The sequence below is a fragment of the Glycomyces terrestris genome (assembly GCF_003933745.1).
Taxonomy (GTDB): Bacteria; Actinomycetota; Actinomycetes; order Mycobacteriales; family Micromonosporaceae; genus Glycomyces; species Glycomyces terrestris.
Map to the genome: position 1 here is coordinate 49,021 of NZ_RSEB01000002.1, position 21,987 is coordinate 71,007.

Annotated in this window: 22 protein-coding genes; 12 read left to right on the top strand and 10 right to left on the bottom strand. The window is 73.0% G+C overall.

Features of this window, described 5'->3' with window-relative positions:
• Positions 1 to 4: 4 nt before the first annotated feature.
• Positions 5 to 829 (bottom strand): ABC transporter ATP-binding protein, encoded by an 825-nt coding sequence (locus EIW28_RS05740; RefSeq protein WP_125246784.1) that lies wholly within the window; start codon positions 827 to 829, stop codon positions 5 to 7.
• 272 nt (positions 830 to 1,101) lie between these two features.
• On the opposite strand from EIW28_RS05740, the gene EIW28_RS05745 reads away from it, so the two are divergent.
• Positions 1,102 to 1,362: a helix-turn-helix domain-containing protein gene (locus EIW28_RS05745; RefSeq protein WP_125246785.1), complete on the top strand. Its 261-nt coding sequence runs from the start codon at positions 1,102 to 1,104 to the stop codon at positions 1,360 to 1,362.
• Positions 1,363 to 1,452: 90 nt separating this feature from the next.
• Here EIW28_RS05745 and EIW28_RS05750 read toward each other — a convergent pair whose 3' ends face one another.
• On the bottom strand, positions 1,453 to 1,728 hold the full coding sequence (locus EIW28_RS05750; protein ID WP_125246786.1) for a Smr/MutS family protein: 276 nt from the start codon (positions 1,726 to 1,728) through the stop codon (positions 1,453 to 1,455).
• A gap of 9 nt (positions 1,729 to 1,737) precedes the next feature.
• A complete protein-coding gene (locus tag EIW28_RS05755) occupies positions 1,738 to 2,679 on the bottom strand; it encodes a cation diffusion facilitator family transporter (protein WP_125246787.1) in 942 nt (313 codons plus the stop codon).
• A 387-nt stretch (positions 2,680 to 3,066) separates the two neighbouring features.
• Between EIW28_RS05755 and EIW28_RS05760 the strand changes: the two genes are divergently transcribed.
• Positions 3,067 to 4,287, top strand: a complete 1,221-nt coding sequence (locus EIW28_RS05760) for an MFS transporter (RefSeq protein ID WP_197717110.1) — start codon at positions 3,067 to 3,069, stop codon at positions 4,285 to 4,287.
• On the opposite strand, the gene EIW28_RS05765 is transcribed toward EIW28_RS05760, so the two are convergent.
• Both EIW28_RS05765 and EIW28_RS05770 read right to left on the bottom strand, forming a co-directional pair.
• On the bottom strand, positions 4,219 to 4,947 hold the full coding sequence (locus tag EIW28_RS05765; protein ID WP_187350578.1) for a Pr6Pr family membrane protein: 729 nt from the start codon (positions 4,945 to 4,947) through the stop codon (positions 4,219 to 4,221). The genes EIW28_RS05760 and EIW28_RS05765 overlap by 69 nt on opposite strands.
• Positions 4,948 to 5,006: 59 nt before the next feature.
• A complete protein-coding gene (locus EIW28_RS05770; RefSeq protein ID WP_125246788.1) occupies positions 5,007 to 5,972 on the bottom strand; it encodes an AraC family transcriptional regulator in 966 nt (321 codons plus the stop codon).
• A gap of 120 nt (positions 5,973 to 6,092) precedes the next feature.
• On the opposite strand from EIW28_RS05770, the gene EIW28_RS05775 reads away from it, so the two are divergent.
• Complete coding sequence (locus EIW28_RS05775) at positions 6,093 to 6,524, top strand: DUF6069 family protein (protein WP_125246789.1); 432 nt, start codon at positions 6,093 to 6,095, stop codon at positions 6,522 to 6,524.
• Between the two features lie 44 nt (positions 6,525 to 6,568).
• On the opposite strand, the gene EIW28_RS24815 is transcribed toward EIW28_RS05775, so the two are convergent.
• The 4 genes from EIW28_RS24815 to EIW28_RS05795 all read right to left on the bottom strand — a co-directional run bounded on the left by EIW28_RS24815 (position 6,569) and on the right by EIW28_RS05795 (position 11,505).
• Positions 6,569 to 7,480, bottom strand: a complete 912-nt coding sequence (locus EIW28_RS24815; RefSeq protein WP_125246790.1) for a glycoside hydrolase family 19 protein — start codon at positions 7,478 to 7,480, stop codon at positions 6,569 to 6,571.
• A 97-nt stretch (positions 7,481 to 7,577) separates the two neighbouring features.
• The gene (locus tag EIW28_RS05785) at positions 7,578 to 8,342 is read right to left on the bottom strand and encodes a YqjF family protein (protein WP_125246791.1); all 765 of its coding nucleotides are present in this window, start codon (positions 8,340 to 8,342) and stop codon (positions 7,578 to 7,580) included.
• Positions 8,343 to 8,363: 21 nt separating this feature from the next.
• Positions 8,364 to 10,670 carry a tetratricopeptide repeat protein gene (locus EIW28_RS05790; RefSeq protein WP_125246792.1) on the bottom strand — a complete coding sequence of 769 codons (2,307 nt, stop codon included), beginning with the start codon at positions 10,668 to 10,670 and terminating at the stop codon, positions 8,364 to 8,366.
• A gap of 73 nt (positions 10,671 to 10,743) precedes the next feature.
• Entirely contained in the window at positions 10,744 to 11,505 is a 762-nt protein-coding gene (locus tag EIW28_RS05795) for a VOC family protein (RefSeq protein ID WP_125246793.1), read from the bottom strand.
• Positions 11,506 to 11,617: 112 nt separating this feature from the next.
• On the opposite strand from EIW28_RS05795, the gene EIW28_RS05800 reads away from it, so the two are divergent.
• Positions 11,618 to 12,229, top strand: a complete 612-nt coding sequence (locus EIW28_RS05800; RefSeq protein WP_125246794.1) for a hypothetical protein — start codon at positions 11,618 to 11,620, stop codon at positions 12,227 to 12,229.
• Positions 12,226 to 13,332: a PrsW family intramembrane metalloprotease gene (locus EIW28_RS05805; protein WP_125246795.1), complete on the top strand. Its 1,107-nt coding sequence runs from the start codon at positions 12,226 to 12,228 to the stop codon at positions 13,330 to 13,332. The genes EIW28_RS05800 and EIW28_RS05805 overlap by 4 nt, the downstream gene beginning before the upstream one ends.
• A gap of 262 nt (positions 13,333 to 13,594) precedes the next feature.
• On the opposite strand, the gene EIW28_RS05810 is transcribed toward EIW28_RS05805, so the two are convergent.
• On the bottom strand, positions 13,595 to 14,104 hold the full coding sequence (locus tag EIW28_RS05810) for a hypothetical protein (RefSeq protein WP_125246796.1): 510 nt from the start codon (positions 14,102 to 14,104) through the stop codon (positions 13,595 to 13,597).
• A 272-nt stretch (positions 14,105 to 14,376) separates the two neighbouring features.
• Between EIW28_RS05810 and EIW28_RS05815 the strand changes: the two genes are divergently transcribed.
• The 7 genes from EIW28_RS05815 to EIW28_RS05845 all read left to right on the top strand — a co-directional run bounded on the left by EIW28_RS05815 (position 14,377) and on the right by EIW28_RS05845 (position 21,955).
• Positions 14,377 to 15,078 carry a YqeB family protein gene (locus EIW28_RS05815; protein ID WP_125246797.1) on the top strand — a complete coding sequence of 234 codons (702 nt, stop codon included), beginning with the start codon at positions 14,377 to 14,379 and terminating at the stop codon, positions 15,076 to 15,078.
• A gap of 100 nt (positions 15,079 to 15,178) precedes the next feature.
• On the top strand, positions 15,179 to 15,796 hold the full coding sequence (locus EIW28_RS05820) for a LysE family translocator (RefSeq protein WP_197717112.1): 618 nt from the start codon (positions 15,179 to 15,181) through the stop codon (positions 15,794 to 15,796).
• 209 nt (positions 15,797 to 16,005) lie between these two features.
• Positions 16,006 to 16,815, top strand: coding sequence for a class I SAM-dependent methyltransferase (locus tag EIW28_RS05825; protein WP_125246799.1), 810 nt, complete (start codon positions 16,006 to 16,008; stop codon positions 16,813 to 16,815).
• An 85-nt stretch (positions 16,816 to 16,900) separates the two neighbouring features.
• Positions 16,901 to 17,479, top strand: a complete 579-nt coding sequence (locus EIW28_RS05830; RefSeq protein WP_125246800.1) for an RBBP9/YdeN family alpha/beta hydrolase — start codon at positions 16,901 to 16,903, stop codon at positions 17,477 to 17,479.
• A gap of 115 nt (positions 17,480 to 17,594) precedes the next feature.
• Positions 17,595 to 18,476: a hypothetical protein gene (locus EIW28_RS05835; protein ID WP_125246801.1), complete on the top strand. Its 882-nt coding sequence runs from the start codon at positions 17,595 to 17,597 to the stop codon at positions 18,474 to 18,476.
• 135 nt (positions 18,477 to 18,611) lie between these two features.
• Positions 18,612 to 19,841 carry a methyltransferase, FxLD system gene (gene fxlM, locus EIW28_RS05840; protein WP_125246802.1) on the top strand — a complete coding sequence of 410 codons (1,230 nt, stop codon included), beginning with the start codon at positions 18,612 to 18,614 and terminating at the stop codon, positions 19,839 to 19,841.
• Between the two features lie 242 nt (positions 19,842 to 20,083).
• Positions 20,084 to 21,955 (top strand): CASTOR/POLLUX-related putative ion channel, encoded by a 1,872-nt coding sequence (locus EIW28_RS05845; protein ID WP_125246803.1) that lies wholly within the window; start codon positions 20,084 to 20,086, stop codon positions 21,953 to 21,955.
• Positions 21,956 to 21,987 lie beyond the last annotated feature (32 nt).

The window sequence follows — 21,987 nt, forward strand, 5'->3', positions numbered from 1 at the left end:
CCTTCTATTCGGTGGTGGTGCCCGCGAGTCTGCGGGTGTGGCGGCCGATGGGGCGGGCCGTGAGGAGGCCGGTCGCCGGGTCGGTGTCGACGCGGATGTCGATGCCGTATGCGGCCGTGAGGTTCTCGGCGGTGAGCACCTCGGCGGGGGTCCCGGCGGCCGTGACGCGGCCGCCGTGGAGGAGCACGGCGCGGTCGGCGACCGCGGCGGCCTGGTCGAGGTCGTGGAGGACGACGCCGACGGCGGTGCCGTGCTCGTCGGCGAGGTCGCGGACCAGGTCGAGGATCTCGACCTGGTAGCGCAGGTCGAGGTGGTTGGTGGGCTCGTCGAGGAGGAGCACGCCGGTGTCCTGGGCGAGGCAGGAGGCGAGCCAGACGCGCTGGCGCTCGCCGCCGGAGAGGGCCTCCATGCCGCGTTCGGCCATGTGCTCGACGCCGCAGATCTCCATGGCGCGCTGGACGAAGCGGGGGCCGTCGGGGTCGCCGTGGCGCCAGCGTCCGCGGTGGGGGTGGCGGCCGTAGCCGACGACGTCGACGACGCGGATGCCGCCGGGGACGGGCCGGGACTGCGACAGCAGCGAGACGCGGCGCGCGAACTCCTTGGGGCTCAGGGCGGCCGCCTGGGTGCCGTCGGGGAAGCCGACGGCGCCGTCCTCGGGCTTGTGCAGCCGCGCGAGGGAGCGCAGGAGGGTGGACTTGCCGGACCCGTTGGGGCCCAGGAGGGCCGTCACCTGGCCGCCGCGGAGGTCGATGTCGGCGTCGTGGACGACGGTGTCGCCGAAGTAGGCGAGTCGGAGGGCGCGGCCGCTCAGGCCTGCGTCATCTGGCATGTAGGTAAGGCTAACCTATGACGATCTCGATTGCATCTCGCCAGGTCACAGAGTGGGAACACTCGGCGAGCGCCCATTCCGGACTGGTTCGCGGCAATGAGTCCCGTTCGCGCCCAGATGCGCTCTCATCCGGTGAGGACACGCACACCACGCGTACGGGTGAATACCGGCGGGTCGCTCTTTACTCGGACGTGCCGCGTGGGGTCGACTGGTCCTTGGCAGCGTCGCGCCGATGCACCCCGTGTCGGCGCGGGACGCCGGAAAGGACGAACATGACACCGGATGCGAAGGTGGGGCCTTCGAGTGTCGCCACCGTCGAGGACGTCTGGACGGTCGAGCGCGTCAAGTCGCTCGGCGTGATGACGAACGTGGAGACGGCCGCGCAGATCCTGGGGATCGGCCGGACGGTCGCGTACCGGCTGGCGAAGGACGGCGACTTCCCCGTCCAGGTCCTGCGGATCGGCCACAGCTACCGGGTGCCGGTGCTGCGGCTGCTGGAGGTGCTCGGCGCCGACGGCGACCGGATCGACTGAGCCGCAGGGGGATTCAGTCGGCGCACTGAGGTGAGTACGACGCGGCGGCGCAACCCACGGGGAGGAAGGTTGCGCCGCCGTCTGCATCCATCATCGCTTGCGAGACTTGTCTTTGTGCTGAAAATGCACGAAAAGTCGGCCGAAGTTCTTGGAGTCCTTGTCGACCCGGTGGTACCGGGCCTTGATCTCCTTCTGGTCCAGGAACCTCAGGACCTTCTTCTTGAGCTGGCCCGAGCCCTTGCCGGGGATGATCTCGACGAGGTCGATCTTCTTCGCGACCGCTTCGTCGATGACGTCCCGCAGGGCCTTCTCGATCAGGTCGCCCTTGTTGAAGATGTCGTGGAGGTCCAGCACCAGTTTCGCCATGACCGGACCCTACGCCTCCGCGGCGGGGGCGCCGGCGGTCTCGGTGCGGTGGATGTCGGGTTCGATGTAGATGAGCTTCGCCTTCGGGACGGCCGCGCGGATGCGCGCCTCGGCGGCGTCGATCTCGGCGGCGACCTGCTCGCCGGTCTCGGTGCGGTCGATGCCGACCTTGGCGGCGACGAGGAGCTCGTCGGGGCCGACGTGGAGGGTCTTCAGGTGGATCAGGGTGCTGGTGCCGTCCTGCCTGATCGCGCCCTCGATGGCCGCGATGTCCTCGTGGGTCGCGGACTCGCCGATGAGCATGGAGCGGATCTCGATCGCGAGGACGATCGCGATGAGGACGAGGAGCACGCCGATGCTCATGGTGCCCAGGGCGTCGAAGATCGCGTTGTGGGTGATCCAGGAGAGGCTGACGCCGAGGAGGGCGAGGATGAGGCCGACGAGCGCGCCGATGTCCTCCAGGAGGATCACGGGCAGCTCGGGGGAGCGGGAGCCCTTGATGAACTGCACCCAGGTCTGCTTGCCGCGCACCGCGTTCGACTCCTTGACGGCCGTGCGCAGCGAGAAGGACTCGAGGATGATCGCGATGACGAGGACGATGACCGCGACGAGCGGCGAGTCCAGGCCGTGCTCGGTGTCCTGGAGCTTGTGCCAGCCCTCGTACAGCGCGTACACGCCGCCGATGGAGAACAGGACGATCGAGACGATGAACGCGTAGATGTAGCGCTCGCGCCCGTACCCGAACGGGTGCGCCGGGCTCGCGGCCTTGCGCGCGGCCTTCCCGCCGATGAGGAGCAGGACCTGGTTGGAGGCGTCCGCGACCGAGTGCACGCCCTCGGCGAGCATCGACGCGGAGTTGGTGATCCCCGCCGCCACGAACTTGCTGATCGCGATGCCGGTGTTGGCCAGGAGGGCCGCCACGATCGCCTTGGTGCCGCCTTCTGTGGACATGCGCCCGTTCTTCCTTCCGATCAAGCGTGCGCACGCTGCGTGCGGCGCAGCACGAGTCTGTCATGGCCTCGCAACCGCCCGGCGGGCGATCGGTCGGCGTCGCGTCCAGTCGTGAACGCTACAGGCGCACGGGTGGACGGTGGGGCCCCGGAGGCCTTACCCTTGGGGCAGGCGACGCCCCGGGAGTGCACTGCGCTTCCGGCCAGGGCAGACGCCCGTACACCGCCAAGGGGACCTCAGCTCCCCGGCCGACCGCCCCCCGGGGCCTTCGGCCCCTGTACGGGCCGCGTCCGTGCCGCCGATGCGCGGACCGAGTGGTGGACCGGTTCCGGCAATACGACCCGCAAGGGTCCTGCCGAGAACCTCTGAACCGCTTGGAGCGCCGCCGTGACCACCCTCGACCGCACCGTCGACCCCGTCGACGGCACCGTCTCCGCTGCTCCCGCGGCCGCCGAGCGCGCCACGCCGCGGCAGTGGCTCGCCGTGGCGGCCGTCGCCCTCGGCGTCTTCGTCGTCATGACCTCCGAAGTCCTCCCTGTGGGCCTCCTCACGCCGATCAGCGCCGAGCTGGGCGTCAGCAAGGGCACGGCCGGGCTCATGGTCACCGTCCCCGGGCTCGTGGCCGCGATCGCCGCGCCGCTGAGCGTGGTCCTCACCCGCCGCCTCGACCGCCGCCTGGTGCTCATCGGGCTCGCGGTCCTCGTCGCGGGCGCGAACATCGGCTCGGCCGCCGCCGACGGCTTCGGGCCGCTGCTGGCCGCCCGCGTCCTCGTCGGCGTCTCGATCGGCGCGTTCTGGGCCGTGGCCGGCGGCATCGCGCTGCGCCTGGTCCCGGCCCGCGACGTGCCGCGCGCGACGGCCGCGGTCTACGGCGGGATCGGCGCCGCCACCGTCCTCGGCGTCCCGGCCGGGACGCTCGTCGGCGACCACTTCGGCTGGCGCGCGGCCCTCGTGGCGCTCATGGTCCTGGCCCTGGTGTCGATGGCCGCGATCGCGCTGCTGGTGCCGAGGCTCCCGTCGAACACGACGGTCTCGTTCGCGTCGCTCCCGAAGCTGGTGCGCCGCAACCGGGCCGTGCGCACCGGCCTGGCCCTGACCTTCTTCATCGTCACCGGGCACTTCATCGCGTACACGTTCATCAGCCCGATCCTCCAGGCGAACGGCCTGGCGGCCTCCCAGGTGAGCGGCCTCCTCCTGGCCTTCGGCGCGGCGGCGCTCGTCGCGACCGTGGCCTCGGGATCGCTCATCGGCAGGCGCCTGCGCGGCACGCTCGCCGCGCTCGGCGTCGCGATGGCGCTCGGCATGGCGCTCATGGCGTTCGCGGTCGGCGACCTGTTCTCGGCCGCGGCCGTCCTGCTGCTGTGGGGCGCGGGCTACGGCCTGGTGTCCCCGGCCGTGCAGACCTGGTACATGAACGCGGTCGAGCCCGGCGAGGTCGAGGTGGCGACCTCCCTGAACACGGTCATGTTCAACCTGTCGATCGCCGCGGGCTCGTTCGCGGGCGGCTTCGCGGTCGACCAGGCCGGCCCGTCCTCGGTCCTATGGATCGGCGCGGTCCTGCTCGTGCCGGTCGTCGTGATCGCCGCCAGGGCCGCCCGCCGCGCGTAACCGCGCCGGGAGCGGCGCGAACCGCCGGTCGGCCCAGGCCGCGAGCGCCGCGAGCGCGAGGGCGGTGGCGAGGACCGCGGCCGTGTTCAGCAGCGCCCGCGAGTAGCCGAGCGCCCCGGCGTCGAGGAACGGGTACGGGTACCAGCCGGTGGCCGCGCCGTGCGCGAACGTGTAGGCGATCCAGGCGGCCGGCCACGCGAACGCCCCGGCGACCGCGCCCGCGTCGATGCGCCCGCGCGGCCCGAACAGGATCCAGCCGAGGAGGAACGCGACCGGGCTGACGTAGTGGAACGCGGCGTTCACGGCCCACGCGACCCCGACCGGGTGCACGAGCGGGGCGAGGACGAGCGCGAAGACGATCCCGGTGACGACGATCCCCAGCAGCGCGTCCAGGCGCAGCACCCGCCAGGCCCGGCCGTCCCGGTCGGGCCGCAGCGCGAGCAGGCCCGCGGCGGCGATGACCAGCAGGTTGCTCTGGATCGTGAAGTAACTGAACAGGCGGACCAGGCGCACGGCCGTGTGCTCGTGCGGCTCGCCGCCGGCCGCGTTGACGTCGGTGCCGCCCCGCACGACGAGCACCACCTGGGTGACCATGGCGGCCAGGACGATCGCGACGAGCGTCCCGTGCCAGATCCTGCTCGCCCGCAGCCTCGCGCCCATGCCGCCCCCTCGTTTTCGTGCCGGGAGCGTACCGGACCGGCGAATGCCGGCGCCGGGTTTCAGACGGGGACGGCCTCGCGCCGGAACGGTTCGGCGGCGGGGTCGCAGGCCGGGGTCTGCTTGCGGAACTGGCCGGGCGGGGTGCCGAAGCCGCGCTTGAACGCGGCCGCGAACGCGAACTCCGAGGCGTACCCGACCTCCCGCGCCACGGAGGCCAGCGGCCGGTCGGTGTCGGCGAGGAGCCGCGCGGCGAGGGTGAGCCGCCACGACGTGAGGTACGCCAGCGGCGGCTGGCCGACCAGTTCGGCGAAGCGCCGTGAGAACGCCGAGCGCGACAGGCCCGCGGTCTCGCCGAGGGACGCCACGGTCCACTGCCGGGCGGGATCGGCGTGGATCGCTTCGAGCGCGGCGGCGATCGCGGTGTCGGCGAGGGCCGCCGACCAGCCGCCGAAGCGGCATTCGGCGGTGCGCGGGCCGAGGAGTTCGCGCAGCAGGTACATGAGGACCGCGTCGAGGAGCGCGGGCACGAGGACGTCGCCGCCGCGCCGCTCGGACGCGAGTTCGCCGTCGAGCATCGCGATCGCGGCGGCGAGCTGCGGCTGCGCGGCCGGGTCGGCGGGGAGGTGGACGAAGTCCGGGAGCGTGCCGATGATCGGGTGGGTGCGGCCGGGGGCGAGTTCGTAGGCGAGGCAGATCATCGCGTGCGAGGCGTCCGGGTCGTCGGCGCGGATCACGGCGCCCGCGGGCTCGCCGCGGCCGTCGCACGGCGGCCCCGGCGGCGTGGTGGGCGCGTCGGCGATGCGGTGCGGGCTGCCGTGGGGGACGAGCAGCACGTCGCCGGGCCCGAGCGCGAACGACTCGCCGGACTCGCCGAGCGCGACCGCGCCGCCGCGCACCATGATCTGCACGCCGAAGCCGTTCGGTCGGGCCGCGCGGTGGTCGGACCACGGTGCGTCCCTGGCGAAGCGGGCCGCGAAGGGCCGGCCGGTCCGCAGCACCGTCATGACATCGCCGAGCACGTCCATCGCTGAAGCCTAGCTGGGCCGGGACGATCGGACATGAAGCGAGGACGCTCGCGGATTGGCCCGCGCGGCCGCCGCGACTACCGTCGGCGGTGTTCCCTCGGAGACCAAGGAGACCCGTCCATGTCCAAGACCGACAGTGAAGCGCGTCCGAAGGCCGCCCCCGTCTGGCGCCCCCGGCTCATCGCCCTCGTCGCCGCCGCGGTCGCGGCCGGCCTGACCGCCGTGATCGCCGCCGCGGCCGGCGTCGAGATGCGGGCCGCGAACCCCGGCCAGGAGCCGATCGAGGTCGGCTTCGCGGCCGGGGCGGTCATGACCCTGCTCGCGGGCGGCCTCGGCTGGATCGCCCGCGCCGTCCTCGACCGCTTCGCGCCCCGCAAGGCCGTCCTGGTGTGGCTCATCGGCGCCGCGGCCGTGTTCGCGGTCGAGATGGTGCCGCCGTTCTACACCGAGGCCACCACGGGCACGCGGATCGTCCTGATCCTCATGCACGTGGTCGTCGCGGCCGTGCTCGTCCCGGTGTTCGGCCGCCGCCGCCCTGACCTCGAGGCGTGACGCGCGGGCCGGCCGGGGTCGCCGGCCGGCCCGCGCCCTCATCCTCAGCAGTAGAGGTTCGCGCCCGGGGCGACGCCCAGGATCGACGTGAAAGACTGGTAGTTGTTCACGCGGCTCTGCACCTGGGCGGGGTTGCCGCCGTTGCACTCGATGGAGCCGTTGATGGACCGGATGGACTCGCCGAAGCCCGCGCCGGTCGTCATCGCGGTGTGGCCGGACATGGTGCCGGGGCCGCTCTGGGTGTTCCAGTACCACAGGGCGGTCTGCCAGGCGACGGTCGCGTTCTGCTCGACCAGCCACGGGTTGGCCAGCAGCGGCAGGCCGAGCGCGCTCCCGGCGGCGTTGTAGTTGAAGTTCCAGCTCAGCTGGATCGGTCCGCGGCCGTAGTACGCGGCCTGGCCGGCCGGGCAGCCGTAGGACTGGCCCCAGTCGCAGTAGTGCGGGTAGTTCGCGGTGTTCTGCTCGACGATGTGGACGAGGCCGCCGGTCTCGTGGGCGACGTTCGCGAGGAACGCCGCGACCTCCTGCTTCTGGACGGTCGCGCTGCCGGTGTTGCCGAACGCCGGGTAGGACGCGGTCGCGTTGACGAAGCCCTGGTAGGTGTAGAAGGGGTTCCGGTGCGGGAACATCTGGTTGAACTGGGCCTCGGTGACGTCGAGGCCGCTGGGGGTGCCCGGCCCGGGGCCGGTGCCGCCGCCGCAGGCGACGGGGTTGCGCCACACGCCCCACTGGCCGGTGGTGCCGGGCGTCTCGCCCTGGGTCCACCACTGGGCCGTCCAGTTCTGGCCGCCGTGGGACACGACGTTGCCCTGCGTGTAGACCGAGCTCGCGTTCCACGCGGCGGCGCAGGCGGTCTGGGCGTTCGCGGCGGACGCCGAGATCCCGACGCCCAGGGCCAGTGCGAACACGAGCGAGCCGAGGAGTGCGAGGAGCTTCCGGCGGGGTCGACGGAGCATTGGATCACCTCATTATCATTAGGAAGCCTTCCTTATAGATAAATGTAACTTTTTCAGCGAAGCGGCACAAGAGCCGGAAAATCCGAAGTTCCGCGTCCTAGACGCGCGCCGGCGCCCCGAACCGCACCGGCACCCCGGGCGAGTACAGCACGCTCACCGGCGCCCCGCGCGTCTCGAGCCCCGCGGCCGACACCAGGTTCTCCTCGCACCGCACCAGCTCGGCCCGGTGCAGCGGCCACCGCGGATGCGCGTTCGGCATGTACACCAGCCGGCCCGCGACCGCGTTGTGCAGCCCCCACCGCGCCGTCAGGAAGTGCTCCAGCGCGCTCGGCCGCGCCACCGGCTCGCCCGGGCGGACCACGATGCGGCTGTACGCCTCCCGCGGCCCCGGCCACCGCCGCCGGCTCGCGAACCCCACCGCGCCGCTACCGCGCCTGACGCCCATCCGCGACCACGCGTACGGCAGCCGGAACCCGATCCGCGCCGCCAGCACCGGCAGCAGCCGCGACGCGTCCAGCGACAGGAACACCACGCCCCGCCGCCCCTCGCCGTCCACCGAGTACAGCCGCACGTTCGTCTCCGGGAACGACCCTAGGTACGGCACTCCCGGCAGCCCGAACCACCCCACCCGGTGCATCCGGAACGGCACCAGCCCCACGTACGCGGCGCCCTCGAACAGGTCCGGCACCGTCCCCCGCGGCAGCAGCCGCGCCACCGCCGCCGGATCGACCTCCCAGTGCAGGAAGGCCACCTCCAGCCACGACTGCGTCATGAGCGCCCGCCGGACCGGCCGCGGCGGATCGACGGTCACGGGCTCAGGACGATGCGACACCTCCCCAGCATCCCACCCTCCGGCCGGCATCGGCTCCGATACGGACCCTGTTCAGTCCTCCCGGCCAGGCTCAGGCCGACTGCCGGGGTCCTCGCGCGCATCGGAGGCGAGGCGCCACAGGTCGGCGATGACCCGCGTGAAGGCCGCATCGGGCCGGTAGGCGCCGATGTGCCGCCGCCGCCCACCCCACAGCGACACCAGTGCGCTGACGACCTTCGCTTCATCGGCCAGCGCCAAGCTCCGCGAAGCACCCGTGCCGTCGGCGTCGAGCCCGAACCTCAGATGACGGTCGCCGAGAAGGGCCTCGATCGCGGCGGCGGCTTCACCCGGATCGCCGGTCGCCGCGCTCCAGTACGCGACGTGCTCAGCGGTGTTGAGCGTCTCGGCGTGGTACCGGCCCATGAGGTCGCTCCTGGTCCGCAGCAGGCCTCGCAGTTCGCGTGCGGACCGCCTCGCGTCACCGGCCAGGCCGCTCCAGTACGCGAAGTTGTGCCGGGCGGAGAGGGTGCGGGGGTTGTCGGGGCCGAGGACCCGGACGACGTCGGGAAGCAGCGCTTCGAGGATCGCGGCCGCCTTGGCCGCGTCGCCGGACCGGCCCGTCCAGTACGCGAGGTTGTGCCTGGTCACCAGGGTGCTCGGATGGTCCGGACCCAGGACGCGGACCCGGTCTTCGACCAGGCCGGCGAGGTCGGCCGCGGCTCGGGCCGCGTCCCCTGCTTCGCCGAGCCGGTTGGCGAGGCGCTGACGGGTGGTGAGCGTGTCGGGATGGTCGGGGCCGAGGAGCCGTTCCTGCTCGCGCAGCAGCGCCTCGAAGTCGGCGTCCTCCCCAGGCCTCCCGGCGAACGCTTCGAGGCGCCAGGTGTTCCGGAGGCTGCGGGCCCGGATCGAGTCGGGATGGCCGGGGCCGAGGCGGCCTTCGAGATCGGTGCTCAGGTCTTCGAAGTACCTCGCGGCCTCCGCCGCCTGACCGGATTCGCCGATGCTCACCCCGGCGGCGAAGAACACGGGATGCGCCTCGGGTTCGAGGAGGGTCGCGGCGGCGTACCGGCGCAGACTGGCGGTGCAGGCGCGGAGGAGCGCGATCAGGTCCTGGTCCTCCGCGGTCTCCGGCCACAGCGCCACGATGGCGTCGGCCACCGCCAGGACGAGGGCCGCCACCTCCGGCTCGGTGAGCCTGTCGCGCACCGCGCGCTGCACCATGGCGTGGACGCGCACCGTGCGGCCGTCGTACTCGAGGAGGCTCAGCTTGCGGAGCCGTCTGAGGACCTCGCGGGTCTGCTCCTCATCGGGCACCGTGCCCTCTCGCGAACCGGCGAGCTGGCTTCGCACCCCTTCCGAGGTGAGCAGGTCGACGGGGATGCCCTCCGGAGCCAGCACGCTCACCGCGGCCATCAGCCGGCCCGCGACGCCGACCGGGGGCTCGCGGTCGGCGGCCTCGACCGACATGGTCCAGCAGGCGGCGACCTTCGAGGGGTATTCGTCGGGGAGCCGTTCGGGGCTCAGCCGTGCGAGCTTGATCGTGCGGTCGTCGAGCATGCCCGCGTACGCCGAGCAGGTGATGTCCTGCCGGTCGATGATGTACGCCGCCGCTTGGGAGAGGGCCAGCGGCAGGCGCCCGGTGGCGCGGATGAGCTCGTCGGCCCCTTCCTGAGCGGGGGTGTGCGCACCGAGCCGCCTGCGCAGGAACGCCCGTGCCTCCGTGTGCGAGAACAGGTCGAGGTCCAGCCTGCGACGTTTGTAGCCGTCCAGGGACGCGTCCCGCCGGCGGGTCGTGACGACGGTTCGCCCGCGCGGCGTCGCGGGCGGCCACAGGCCGGCCAGATGGTCGGAGTCCGTCAAGTCGTCCAGCACGATGAGCCAGGCGGGAGCGCTCGGGCGGTCCAGCCAGGACAGCAGTTCCTTCGCCGCGGCGAGTCCATCGGCGGGATCGGAACCGCAGACCTGGGATGCGGCGGCCGCGTACGTCGAGACGATGGAACCGCGGTCGGCCGCCCGGACCCACAGGAGCAGGTCGATCGCCTTCGCGTCCCAGATGCGGCGCGCGTAGGCGGCCGCGGTGTGCGTCTTGCCCACGCCGCCCATACCGGTGAGGATCTGGCACAGGACGGCTCCGTCGCCTGCATCGAGCGCCTTCGCCAGCTCCCGATCGCTTTCACGGTGCTGGAGGCCGTCCGGCAGACCCGGGAGATTCCCGATGAGCAGCTGACCCGTCTCGAAGTCGTGCACGCGGACCGGCGCGAGGTGTTCGAGGATCGCGCCGATCTCGATCCGCGAGTGCAGCGGAACGCCTGCGTGGCCGGGGGGAACCGGACGCTGCGTCTCGGGCTCCGGCCCGTCACCGAACTGCGCATCTGCCAAGGAGGGCGTCCTTCACCGGGGGAGAACTCGCAGTCCACCTTATCGACCCGGCGCGCTGCCCGCGGCCCGCGCCTCACCCCTGGACCGGGACCGCGCCCGTGTCGGGGTCGCGGGCGGTGATGCAGTATTCGATGCCGGCCGGGTCGCGCATGACCTGCCACCAGTGGTGGCGGCGGACCGCGGTGGCGCCCAAGGCGGTGTGGCGCTCGGTCTCGGCGTCCACGTCCGAGCAGGCCAGGTCGAGGTGCGCGGCGGACGACTGGCCGCGTTCGGCGACGTCCAAGCGCTGCAACAGGAACCGCAGCGGCAGGTCCGGCGGGGAGATGAGGCGCCGGAACTCCAGCGACCGGGTGCCCGCCTGCGGCCAGCCCGTGAGGCTCTGCCAGAACACCAGCTCGTGGTCGAACGCCTGCGGCGGGACGTCGACGCAGACCTGGTCGGCGCGGCTGCGCTGGCCCGCCGGCCACGCCTCCGGCGCGGGGACCTTCGCCTCGCCGTGGTGGCGGACCAGGCAGAACGCGAAGCCGCCGGGGGAGCGGAGCACCGCCAGGCCCGGTTCGACGTGCACGGGGGTCGCGCCGAGGACCTGCGCGCGTTCGGCCTCCGCCTCGACGTCGTCCACGTGGAGGTCGAGGTGGTTGCCGCCCTTGCCGCCCCGCACGCGCTGCACCCGCAGGTACGGGTCGCCTCCCGGCGGCACCAGGGTCGCGAACTCGCCCTCCGGGCCGCGCCGCGGCGAGAGGGTCGAGCCGGTCGCCTTGAGCCAGAAGGCGATGCCGTCCTCGGCGCCCTCGGCGGGGAAGTCCCAGAACGCGGTGGTCCATCGAATCGCCATGTCCAGAGACTAATACGGATCGCGACCCGTGTTCGTGTTCTCGCGCCATCGGCGGCCCGTCCCCCTCCGCGTTTTCCCAGTTCGCCCCCCGAAGACCGTTTAGGTTTGAGGGGTGGACGATTTCAAGACGGCGGGCAACGCCGTCCACGGCGCGCGGCGCGTGTGGGTGCCGCTCGCGGTGGTCGGGGTCCTGTTCGCGCTGACGGCCGTCGAGGGCCTCCTCGGCCGGGCCCTCCCCGACGGCGAGGCGCTCGCCGCGGGGACCGTGATCGAGTTCGGGTCCGAGGAGCAGGTGAGCGCGCAGGTCGGCGAGGGCTGGACCCTCGACGAGACGGCGAGCGACCTGGGCAGCGGCCTCACCCTCACGCGCGGCCAGGTGACCGTGCGGCTCAGCAGCGTCGTGTTCTCCGCCGGGAGGCCCGACGGCGTGCGGGAGATGTGGGACGGCATGCGGCGTGCCCTCGAGGTCGAGGAGTACGCCGGCACCGACGTGTGGCTCGGCGAGCCGACCGGCTTCGACACGAGGTCGGTCTCCGGCGGCCTCTACGGAAGCCTCCAGATCGGCACCGCGATCGGCACCGCGTTCGTGCTCCCCGGCCCCGACGGCGACGAGGCGGTCGAGGCGAAGGTCCTCGGCCCGTTCGACGCCGACCAGGCCGACTGGGACGCCGCCACGTCGATCATCGACTCCGTGGCCTTCGAGGACGGCGGTGAGCGCGCATGACCGCCGCAGTCCGCGCCCTGCCCCGCCGGGCGGTCGACGTCCGCTCGGTCGCGTTCTGGGCCATGATCGCCATGTCCGCCTTCGGGCTGTGGACGCTCCAGCGCAACGCCGTCCCGGCGATGCTCGCGTTCCCGCCGAGCGCGGCCCTGAACGTCGCCGTGCTGCTCTCGACCCTCGCGGTCGGGGTGTGGCTGGCGCGGCGCGTCATGCGGCCCGTCCAGGCCCCGCCCTGGTCCGGGACGTGGCTCGCGCTCATGTGGGGCGGCCTCGCCGCGTGCGGGATGGCGCTCCTCATGAACAGCCGCCTCCTGGCGGTGTGGTCGCAGGCCCTCGGCCTGGAGGCGTCCTCGAGGTGGTCGGCCGCCCTGACCGCGCCGCTGAACGAGGAGACCGCGAAGGCCGCCGGCGTGGTCCTGCTGGCGGCCGTCTCGACCCGCCTGGTGCGCAGCGCCGCCGACGGGCTCGTCTACGGCGCCCTCGTCGGCTTCGGCTTCCAGATCGTCGAGAACTTCACTTACGGCCTCAACGGCATCCTCATGGCCGGCGGCGTGGAGCCGTTCGCGGCCACGTTCCAGACCCTGTGGATCCGGATCGTGCTCACCGGCATCGGCTCGCACTGGGCGATGAGCGCGATCGCGGGCGCGGGCATCGGCTACCTGGTGAGCGCCGCGGGCCGGTCGGCGGCGCGGCGCGTCTGGGTCGCGGTGGGCTGCATGGCGCTGGCGATGGCGCTCCACTTCCTGTTCGACAGCCCGCTGGGGGGCGGGATCGCGGGGACGCTGGTGAAGCCGCTCGTCAACTTCGCGGCCGTCATGGCCGTCTACGTCGTGGTGCGGCGCGGGTTCCGGGCCCGGTGGGCGGCGGTGTCGGCCGAGGAGGTCGCGGCCGGGAGCCTCACCCGGGACGAGGCCGCGAGCCTGTCGCGGCGCGGGTCGCGCCGCCGCCGGCTCCGCTCGTTCCGGGCCGGGACCGGGCGCGAGGCCCAGGCGCGGTTGCAGCGGCTCCAGTTGGCGCTCTTGGAGGAGCGAATCCCGGAGCGCCTGCCGGCCGCGGCAGCGGAGCCGTGGCGCGAAGCGGTGGCCGCGGCGCGGCCGGCGAATTGAGCGTGTCCCGGAGGGTCCGTACAAATCGGACCCCCGGGAACCCCCCATTTCAATGCTGCCAGGAGGGTCCGACGGCTCCGATCCGCCGAACGCGAATCATGCTCGGTGGCTGGTGGCTGGTGGCTGGTGGCTGGTGGCTGGTCACCGGGCCGGCGGCAGTGACCCGCGACTGGTGATCGGCTGCCCTTGTCCAGTTCGTGCGGCGGCCGCTCGGTCGGGGCCGCCGGCCTGCGGCGTCCGGCGGCCGGGAGCCGGGAGCCGCTCAGTGGAACGCGAACGCCGCCCGGTCGAGCTGGACCGACTTCGGGCACAGGAACGAGCCCTGGACCTTTCTGCCCGTGTAGGGACCGCCCGCGTACTCGCGCGAGAGTCCCTCGCGGCGGAAGACGACGTCCGTCGCCTCGTAACCGCAGGTGACGCCGAACTTGGTGGCGACGACGCGGATCACGTCGGCCGTCGCGGTCCCCGCGGCGTCGTCGAAGGCGAACCGCGTGTCGCGGCCCAGCCGGAACCGGATGCTGCCGGAGCAGTCGAACGCGACCTCATCGGACTCGATGCGCACCTCCAAGGGTGGCGCGGCCCCGACCGGGACCCCCGCGGCCTCGCAGGCGCCCTTCCGCTCGGCGAGCGTGATGTCGACGGCGTGCCCGGCCTCCGCGGCCGAGCCGGACCCGGCCGGAACCGGTCGTGCCTCCGCCGCCGCGGCCGGGACCGCACCGGACAGGAGGAGCGCGGCGGCGGCCGCGACGATGAGCGGGAAGCGGTGTCGCAAGGGGATCGGCCCTTTCTCGTGCGCGGCGCGCGGGCCGCGCGCCAGGATCGAACGCCTCGGATCGTAGCCCCCGAATGTCCGGTTCATATTCGTTTCAGCCGAATCGGAATGCGGCCGCCGCGACCGAGGTAGGGGGCCGGCCGCGACTTTGGTATCGGACCGCGTTCCCCTTCTCCTCCTTGCGAACTAGTCCTTCAGGATTGTGTTTCCGCAGGTGGGAAGGCATGTTATACGCTGGAGTCGTTCGCATTCAACGGAAAGGCGGCGGCCCCATGCCCACCGAGAACACCAGCGGCGACCGCACCGTGGTCGCCGACGCGCCCTGGACCGTCCCGGCCGTGTACACGGCCCTCCCGCTCCTCGGGGCCGCGCTCGGCTGGGGGCTCACGCTCGTCGCCGAGTGGATCACCGGCCTGTCCTGGTTCCCGTTCCAGGGCCTGTTCGAGCTGTTCCTGCGCCTCCCGGACGCCGTCGAACTCCTCGCCGGGATCGCGCTCGGCCTCGCCGTCGGCGTCTTCCTCGCCCTCTGGGTCCACCACGAGATGCTCACCGTGACCGTCGGCCGCGACGGCCTCCGCCTCAAGCGCGGCGACTTCGACGAGGAGGTCCCGCGCGCCGAGGTCGCCTCCGTGTTCGTCGAGGACAAGCTCCTCGTCGTCCTCGGCCACCGCCGCCAGGAGCTCGCCCAGGTGCACTTCGACCTCAACCGCGACCGCCTCGGCGAGGCGCTGCGCCGCCACGGCTACGGCCTGCTCGGCACCGCCGACCCGTTCGGCGCGCAGCTGCGGCGCTGGGTCCCCGGCGCCGACGGGCTCCCGCGCGGCGCCGACGCCCTGCTCAAGGCCCGCGCCCACGCCCTCGAGAAGTCGAACGAGGGCGACGTGCGCGAACTGCGCGGGGAACTCGCCGCCCTCGGCGTCGTCGTGCGCGACCGCGACAAGAAGCAGTACTGGCGCCTCGCCGACCCCGCCTGACGCGGCCGGCGCGGAAACCCGGTCGGCCGACCCCGTCGATCGCCCGATGCGGCCGGCCCCGCCCGGTGGGACCATCGGAGTCCACCGGAAGGAGCGCCCCGTGACCGTGCTGCTGATCTTCGCGCTGGCGATCTTCCTCGCCGCGATCGTGCCGGGCCCCGACTTCGCGATGGTCGTGCGCAACACCGTCACCTCCGGCCGGGGGAGCGGGATGTGGACGGCGGCCGGCATCGGCCTCGGCATCGCCGTCTGGGTCGTGGCGACCTCGATCGGGCTCGCCGCGCTGCTCGCGGCCTCCGCGATCGCGTTCACGGCCGTCAAGCTCGCCGGCGCGGTCTACCTGGTCTACCTCGGCGTCCGCTCGATCGTCGCCGCGGTCAAGGAGCGGCGCAAGCCCGCCGCGGCGATCGAGCTCGACCGGAGGATGAGCCGCCTGGCCGCGTTCCGCTCCGGCCTCCTCTGCAACCTGCTCAACCCGAAGGCCGTCGTCCTGTTCACCGCGCTCATGCCGCAGTTCCTCGGCACCGGCGGCGACTGGGTCGTGATCGCCGAGCTCGCCGCCGTCGGGATGGCGGTCGCCGCCGGCTTCTACCTCGCGCTCGCCGGCCTCATCGGACTGCTGCGCACGCTGCTGGAGCGCCCCCGGGTGCGCGCCTGGATCAACGGCGTCACCGGCGCGGTCATGGTCGCGCTCGGACTCCGCGTGGCCGCGAACTGAGGCCCGCTCCCGTTGCGCGCCATGGCGGGACCGACTCGCGGGGGAGCCGCGCGCGGGCGTCCCGAGGCGATGAGGTGAGATAGCACAGCGGCGGCCAGCCGACCGGGGCCCGCGCGCTTGCGGGAGTGCGCGGAACCGGCAGTCCGGCCGCCGTTCGCGTGCGCCGGAACCGAGTGGCGAAAACGCTTACGCGCCTGCACAATCGGCCCATGAACGAATACGAGCTCGAGGCCGAGATCGCGGCCTACTACGCCCGGGGCGGGGAGCGGGAGCGGTTGAGCCGCAACGCCCGCGGCCGCCTGGAGTTCGCCCGCATGCAGGACCTGCTGCGGCGCCTGCTCCCCGGCGACGGCCTGGACGTCCTCGACGTCGGCGGCGCGACCGGCGCCCACTCCTCCTGGCTCGCCGCCGACGGCCACGAGGTCACCCTCGTCGACCCCGTCCCCAGCCAGGTCGCGGTCGCCGCCGAGCTCCCCGGCGTCACCGCGCTCGTCGGCGACGCGCGCGACCTCCCCTGCGAGGACGCCGCCTTCGACGCCGTCCTCCTCATGGGCCCGCTCTACCACCTCACCGACCGCGAGGACCGCGTCCGCGCGATCGCCGAGGCCCGCCGCTGCGCGCGCCCCGGCGGCACCGTCGCGGCCGTGACGATCAACCGCTCCGCGGGCTGGGCCGACTGGCTCCTGTTCACGGCCCACGGCATCGACCGCTCCATCAGCGCCGAGGACAGCCTCCGCATCCTCCGCGACGGGGACCTGCGCCACTACGAGCAGGACATGTTCACCACCGCGTACCTCGCGCATCCCTCCGAGACCGCCGCGGAGTTCGCCGACGCCGGCCTCGCCGCGCCCGACCAGTATGCGGTCCAAGGCTTCCCGGGCTTCCTGCCCGACCTCGAGAACCTCATCGACGACGACGAGGCCCGCGCGCACCTCATGGACGGCCTCCGTGTCATCGAGCGCGAACCGTCCCTGCTCGGCGCCTCGAACCACCTGCTCACCGTCGCGACCGTCCCCTAGCCGGCCGGCGGGGCGCCCCGCCGCCCCGCCACCAGCTGGGACGGTTCACGCGCCCGACATCGAACCGCGGCTACCCTCGGTCGCCATGTGGAACCGCAGCTTTCTCATCCTCCACGGCGTGGAGAACCGCAGGCCCGCAGGGCACTGGCAGCACGAACTCGCCCTCGCCCTGCGCGGCCGCGGCGAGCAGGTGTTCTACCCGCAGCTGCCGGACACCGACCGGCCCTCGCTCGAAGCCTGGGTCGAGGCGATCCTCGCCGAGCTGGCGCTCATGCGCGGCGAGAAGGTCGTCGTCTGCCACAGCCTCGCCTCCACCGCCTGGCTCCACGTCGCGGCCGCCGCCCCCGCCGCCGCGGACCGCCTGCTGCTGGTGAGCCCGCCCGGACCCGCCGCCTTCGACTGGGACGTCATCGCCGGATTCGACCCCGCCGGACTCGACCTCGGCGGCCTCGAGCTCGCCGCGCAGACCCCGCGCCTCGCCTGCTCCGACGACGACCCGTACTGCGCCGAGGGCGCCGCCGAGACCTACGGCGCCCCGCTCGGCTGCGACGTCGACGTCCTCCCCGGCGCCGGCCACCTCGCCCTCGACGACGGCTACGGCCCCTGGCCCGCCGCCCTCGCCTGGTGCCTCGACCCCGCGGAGCGCTTGGCGCCCAACCGCTGACGCGCGGCCTCGCCCCGTCCGAGGACTTCCCAACCCGGTGCGGCGGTGCCAGACTGGACGGGCCCGCCGAAGGCGCGACGCGAGCGCCGGGCGGTCGAGCGCACAGGGAGTCGCCATGCGAGGGGTCCGGATCGCCGTCGTCGGCGCGTTCCTGCTGGCCGCCGCCACCGCCGGGCTCGCCGGCGGCCTCGCCGGCCGCGACGCCGGCCCGGGCGCAGACCCCGCCGCGCCCTCCGACCCGCCCGACCTCACCGCCACCGCCGAGATCCGGCGGTCCTTCATGGCCCCCGGCATCGTCGCGATCGCCGTGACCAACCACGGCGACGCCCCCGTCCAGATCCGCGGCGTCGAACTCCTCACGGAGTCCTTCGCGCCCCTCGGCGTCCAGGCGTTCGACGCGCACGTCCCGCCCAGCGTCAACCCCCGCGACCTCCTCACCGAGTACGGCGAGGCCCGCTGCCCCGCCGGCGTCGACTCGACCGCCCGGCCCGCCTCGGTCGTCCTCGACGTCGCGACCGAGGACGGCGCGGTCCACGAGGTCGTCGCCGAACTCCCGCACCCGAACGGCACCCTCGACCGGCTGCTCCGGGAGGCCTGCGCCGCCCAGGCGATCGCCGCCTCCACCGCGATCGAACTCGCCGAGCCCACCAAGGCCGCCGACGGCGCGCTCGAAGCGGCGCTGACCCTGCGGCCGCTCGCAGGGGCCGCGGTCGGCGTAACCGACGTGCGCGGCAGCGTCCTGTTCACCGTCGAGTCCGCGCCGCTCGCGGCCCGACCGATCGCGGGCGCCCCCGGGGAGGCCGTCACCGTCCCCCTCCTCATCGACGCGTTCCGCTGCGAAGGCCACGCCGTCGGGGACGCCAAGCAGCCCTTCGGCTTCACCGTCTGGGTCACCATCGACGGCGCCGACCCCATCGCCACCCCGATCCCCGTCCCCGACCCCCACCGCGACGCCCTCTGGGCCATGCTCGACACCCGCTGCGGCCGCGGCGGCTGACGGGCGCAGCGAGACCCGGCGCCCGATTCGCCGAGAACCGCCGCAACGCTCCCGAACCCCCGCCCGGGCGTGTCCCGCGTCTCGGAGGCGCAAGTGGAGGAGGCGGACCCGGCACATCGGACGTACGCTTGACGCGTGGGTGATCACACCGATACCTCCGGTAACGAAGCGCATAAACTGCGAACCCGCCTCGTCGGCGGCCTGCGCACCAGTGGAGTGCTCCGGAGCGAATCGGTCGAGACCGCGATGCTCGCCGTCCCCCGCCACCGCTTCATCCCCGAAGCGCCCCTGCGCACCGCCTACGCCGACGACGTCTACATCACCAAGCGCAACAGCGACGGCGACGCCGTCAGCTCCGCCTCCCAGCCCTCCATCGTCGCCGAGATGCTCGAACAGCTCGACGTCCGCCCCGGCCACCGCGTCCTCGAGATCGGCGCCGGCACCGGCTACAACGCCGCCCTCCTCGACGCCCTCGTCGGGCCCGCCGGCGCCGTCACCACCGTCGACATCGACGCCGACACCGTCAGGCGCGCCCGCCGCGCCCTCGACCAGGTCGGCTGCGAACGCGTCCGCACCGTCCAGGGCGACGGCGAACTCGGCTCCCCCGACGGCGCCCCCTACGACCGCATCATCGCCACCGTCGGCACCTGGGACCTGCCCCCGGCCTGGTGGGACCAGCTCGCCGACGGCGGCCGCCTCGTCGCGCCCCTGAGCATCCGCGGCTGCGAGCACTCGGTCGCCTTCGACTACACCGGCGGCGTCATGCGCAGCCGCTCCATCGTCAGCTGCGGCTTCATGCCCATGCGCGGCCTCGGCAGCCACGAAGGCAGCACCGTGGAGCTCGCGAGCGGCCGCATCCTCACCTTCCACGTCGACAGCGAGGTCGAGGCCGCCGGCGCCGAGGGCGCCCTCGACGGCCGCGGCACCACCGTCTGGACCTCCGTGCGCCTCAAGGTGAACGAGGACGCCACCCAGCTCTCCCTGTGGCTCGCCTGCGCGTTCCCCGGCTACGGCCGCATGAGCGCCCCCTTCGGCGACCACGGCCTCCAGCGCCTCCTCATGCGCTGGGCCAACCCGGCCGTCGTCGAAGGCGCCGACTTCGCCTACGTCGTGTGCCGGAAGGTCCCCGGCGGCAACGAGATCGGCGTGCGCGGCCACGGCCCGAACGGCGCCGCGCTGGCCGCCCGCGTCGCCGACCAGGCCGGCCTGTGGGACCGCGAGTGCCGCGACGGCGTGAGCCTCCAGATCACCGCCTACCGCGGGGCCGAGCGGCCGGAGGACGCCGCGGAGGCGCGGTTCACCGTCCCGAAGCGCCACACCCGCTTGGCGATCCGCGTCGCGCCCGTGTCCGACGCCCTCCCGTAGCGGCCTGCCGGTCACGTTCCGGACGCCCGTTCTAGGGTGGGGGTGGTGATCGCCCGCCGCCTCCGCGCCGTCCCTCCGCGACCCCTCCGGCCCGGGTGACCCCGAGTAGTGAATTCGCTTCGACCGGTCGCAGTGGACGCAATGCGCTATCAATGGTCGTCGCCCCGACATTCTCCCGGCCCCACTCGCCTCCGCCCCGAGTCGGTCGGACGACACGCGAAATATGAGAAAGGACGCCCCCGATGTCCGATCCGACATTCAAGCAGCGGGCTCGCTATTGGTTCGACAACACCATGTCGAAGGGCACGATCGCGCTGATCGGATGGCTCACCGTCATCACGCTCGCGCTCACTGCGATCGGCGCGCTGTTCCTCCTGGTCACCAACCAGGGCAATGGGGTCGGCGGTACTCTGTGGACTTCGTTCATCCACATCCTCGACGCCGGGACGATCACCGGCGACGGCGAGGGCCCCGCATTCATGGTGATCATGTTCATCACCACGATCGGCGGCCTGGTCATCCTCTCCTCGCTCGTCGGTGTCCTGACCACCGGCCTCGACGCGAAGCTCGAGGAGCTCCGGAAGGGCCGCTCGCTCGTCGTCGAGAAGGACCACACCGTCGTCCTCGGCTGGTCCGACCAGGTCTTCATCATCATCTCGGAGCTGGTGGAGGCCAACGAGAGCGAGAAGCGCGCCGTCATCGCGATCCTCGCCGACCGCGACAAGGTCGAGATGGAGGACGAGATCCGCGCGAAGCTCCCCGACCTGAAGACCACCCACGTCGTGTGCCGCACCGGCGACCCCGCCGACCCCGACGACATCGCGATCGTCAACCCCGGCCAGGCCAAGAGCATCATCCTGCTCACCTCCGCCGAGGACGACCCCGACGCGCAGCTGGTGCGCAGCCTCCTCGCCGTCACCCACGGCGGCCAGGGCGACCTGAAGTGCCACGTCGTGGGCGCCGTCGCCGAGAGCCGGAACCTCCCCGCGGCCCGCCTCGCCGGCGGCCGCGGCGCGCACGTCGTGGACGCCAACGACCTCATGGCCCGCCTGATGGTGCAGACCTGCCGCCAGTCCGGCCTCTCGGTCGTCTACACCGACCTGCTCGACTTCGGCGGCGACGAGATCTACATGGTCGAGGAGCCGAACCTGTTCGGCCGGCCCCTGAGCCAGGCCCTGCACGCGTACCGGACCTCGTCCTTCATCGGCGTCCTCACCAAGCAGGGCCGCTGCATCATCAACCCGCCGTCGAGCGCCTCGCTCCAGCCCGGCGACAAGCTCATCCTCATCGCCTCCGACGACTCCGCGATCAAGCTCGACGGCTCCCGCCCGGTCATCGACGAGTCCGCGATCGTCGCCCGCGCCGATGTCGGGCTCCAGCCCGAGCGCACGCTCATCCTCGGCTGGAACGCCAAGACCCGCATGGTCCTCGAGCAGCTCGACCAGTACGTGGCGCCCGGCTCGGTCACCGACGTCGTCACCGACCATCCCGACGCGGCCGAGGCGATCCGCAAGATCGGCCCGACCATGCGCGTCCAGGGCCTGAACTTCAAGCAGGACGACACCACCGACCGGCTCCTGCTCGAATCGCTCAAGCCCGGTTCGTACGACCACATCATCGCGCTGTGCTCCGACGACGTCCCGCCGCAGCTCGCGGACTCGAAGACGCTCGTGACGCTGCTCCACCTGCGCGACATGTCCCAGCGCTCCAACACGCGATTCAAGGTCGTCTCCGAGATGGCCGACGACCGCAACCGCACGCTCGCGCAGGTCACGCAGGCCGACGACTTCATCGTCAGCGACAAGCTCATCAGCCTGCTGCTCACCCAGACCGCCGAGAACCCGCACCTGTCGCACGTGTTCGGGAACCTCTTCAGCGCCGAGGGCTCGGAGATCTACCTCAAGCCCGCCGACCACTACGTGCGCCCGGGCGTGCCGGTCAACTTCTACACCGTCGCCGAGTCGGCGCGCCGCCGCGGCGAGACCGCGATCGGGTACCGGGTGGTCGCCGAGGCCCAGCGGGCGCCGAGCTACGGCGTGCACCTGAACCCGGACAAGTCGGTGCAGATGATGCTCCAGCCCGGGGACAAGATCATCGTGCTCGCGGAGGACTGAGGCCCGGCGCCGAGGTCTTACGACCTTCGGAG

Excerpts from the sequence above, each read along its gene's own strand:
- EIW28_RS05770 (WP_125246788.1), bottom strand. The coding sequence starts at position 5,972 with ATGGACGTGCTCGGCGATGTCATGACGGTGCTGCGGACCGGCCGGCCC.
- EIW28_RS05845 (WP_125246803.1), top strand. The coding sequence starts at position 20,084 with ATGTCCGATCCGACATTCAAGCAGCGGGCTCGCTATTGGTTCGACAAC.
- EIW28_RS05775 (WP_125246789.1), top strand. The coding sequence starts at position 6,093 with ATGTCCAAGACCGACAGTGAAGCGCGTCCGAAGGCCGCCCCCGTCTGG.
- EIW28_RS05765 (WP_187350578.1), bottom strand. The coding sequence starts at position 4,947 with ATGGGCGCGAGGCTGCGGGCGAGCAGGATCTGGCACGGGACGCTCGTC.
- EIW28_RS05740 (WP_125246784.1), bottom strand. The coding sequence starts at position 829 with ATGCCAGATGACGCAGGCCTGAGCGGCCGCGCCCTCCGACTCGCCTAC.
- EIW28_RS05785 (WP_125246791.1), bottom strand. The coding sequence starts at position 8,342 with ATGCCGGCCGGAGGGTGGGATGCTGGGGAGGTGTCGCATCGTCCTGAG.
- EIW28_RS05755 (WP_125246787.1), bottom strand. The coding sequence starts at position 2,679 with ATGTCCACAGAAGGCGGCACCAAGGCGATCGTGGCGGCCCTCCTGGCC.
- EIW28_RS05825 (WP_125246799.1), top strand. The coding sequence starts at position 16,006 with ATGAACGAATACGAGCTCGAGGCCGAGATCGCGGCCTACTACGCCCGG.
- EIW28_RS05750 (WP_125246786.1), bottom strand. The coding sequence starts at position 1,728 with ATGGCGAAACTGGTGCTGGACCTCCACGACATCTTCAACAAGGGCGAC.
- EIW28_RS05815 (WP_125246797.1), top strand. The coding sequence starts at position 14,377 with ATGCCCACCGAGAACACCAGCGGCGACCGCACCGTGGTCGCCGACGCG.
- EIW28_RS24815 (WP_125246790.1), bottom strand. The coding sequence starts at position 7,480 with ATGCTCCGTCGACCCCGCCGGAAGCTCCTCGCACTCCTCGGCTCGCTC.
- EIW28_RS05830 (WP_125246800.1), top strand. The coding sequence starts at position 16,901 with ATGTGGAACCGCAGCTTTCTCATCCTCCACGGCGTGGAGAACCGCAGG.
- EIW28_RS05745 (WP_125246785.1), top strand. The coding sequence starts at position 1,102 with ATGACACCGGATGCGAAGGTGGGGCCTTCGAGTGTCGCCACCGTCGAG.
- EIW28_RS05795 (WP_125246793.1), bottom strand. The coding sequence starts at position 11,505 with ATGGCGATTCGATGGACCACCGCGTTCTGGGACTTCCCCGCCGAGGGC.
- EIW28_RS05835 (WP_125246801.1), top strand. The coding sequence starts at position 17,595 with ATGCGAGGGGTCCGGATCGCCGTCGTCGGCGCGTTCCTGCTGGCCGCC.
- EIW28_RS05805 (WP_125246795.1), top strand. The coding sequence starts at position 12,226 with ATGACCGCCGCAGTCCGCGCCCTGCCCCGCCGGGCGGTCGACGTCCGC.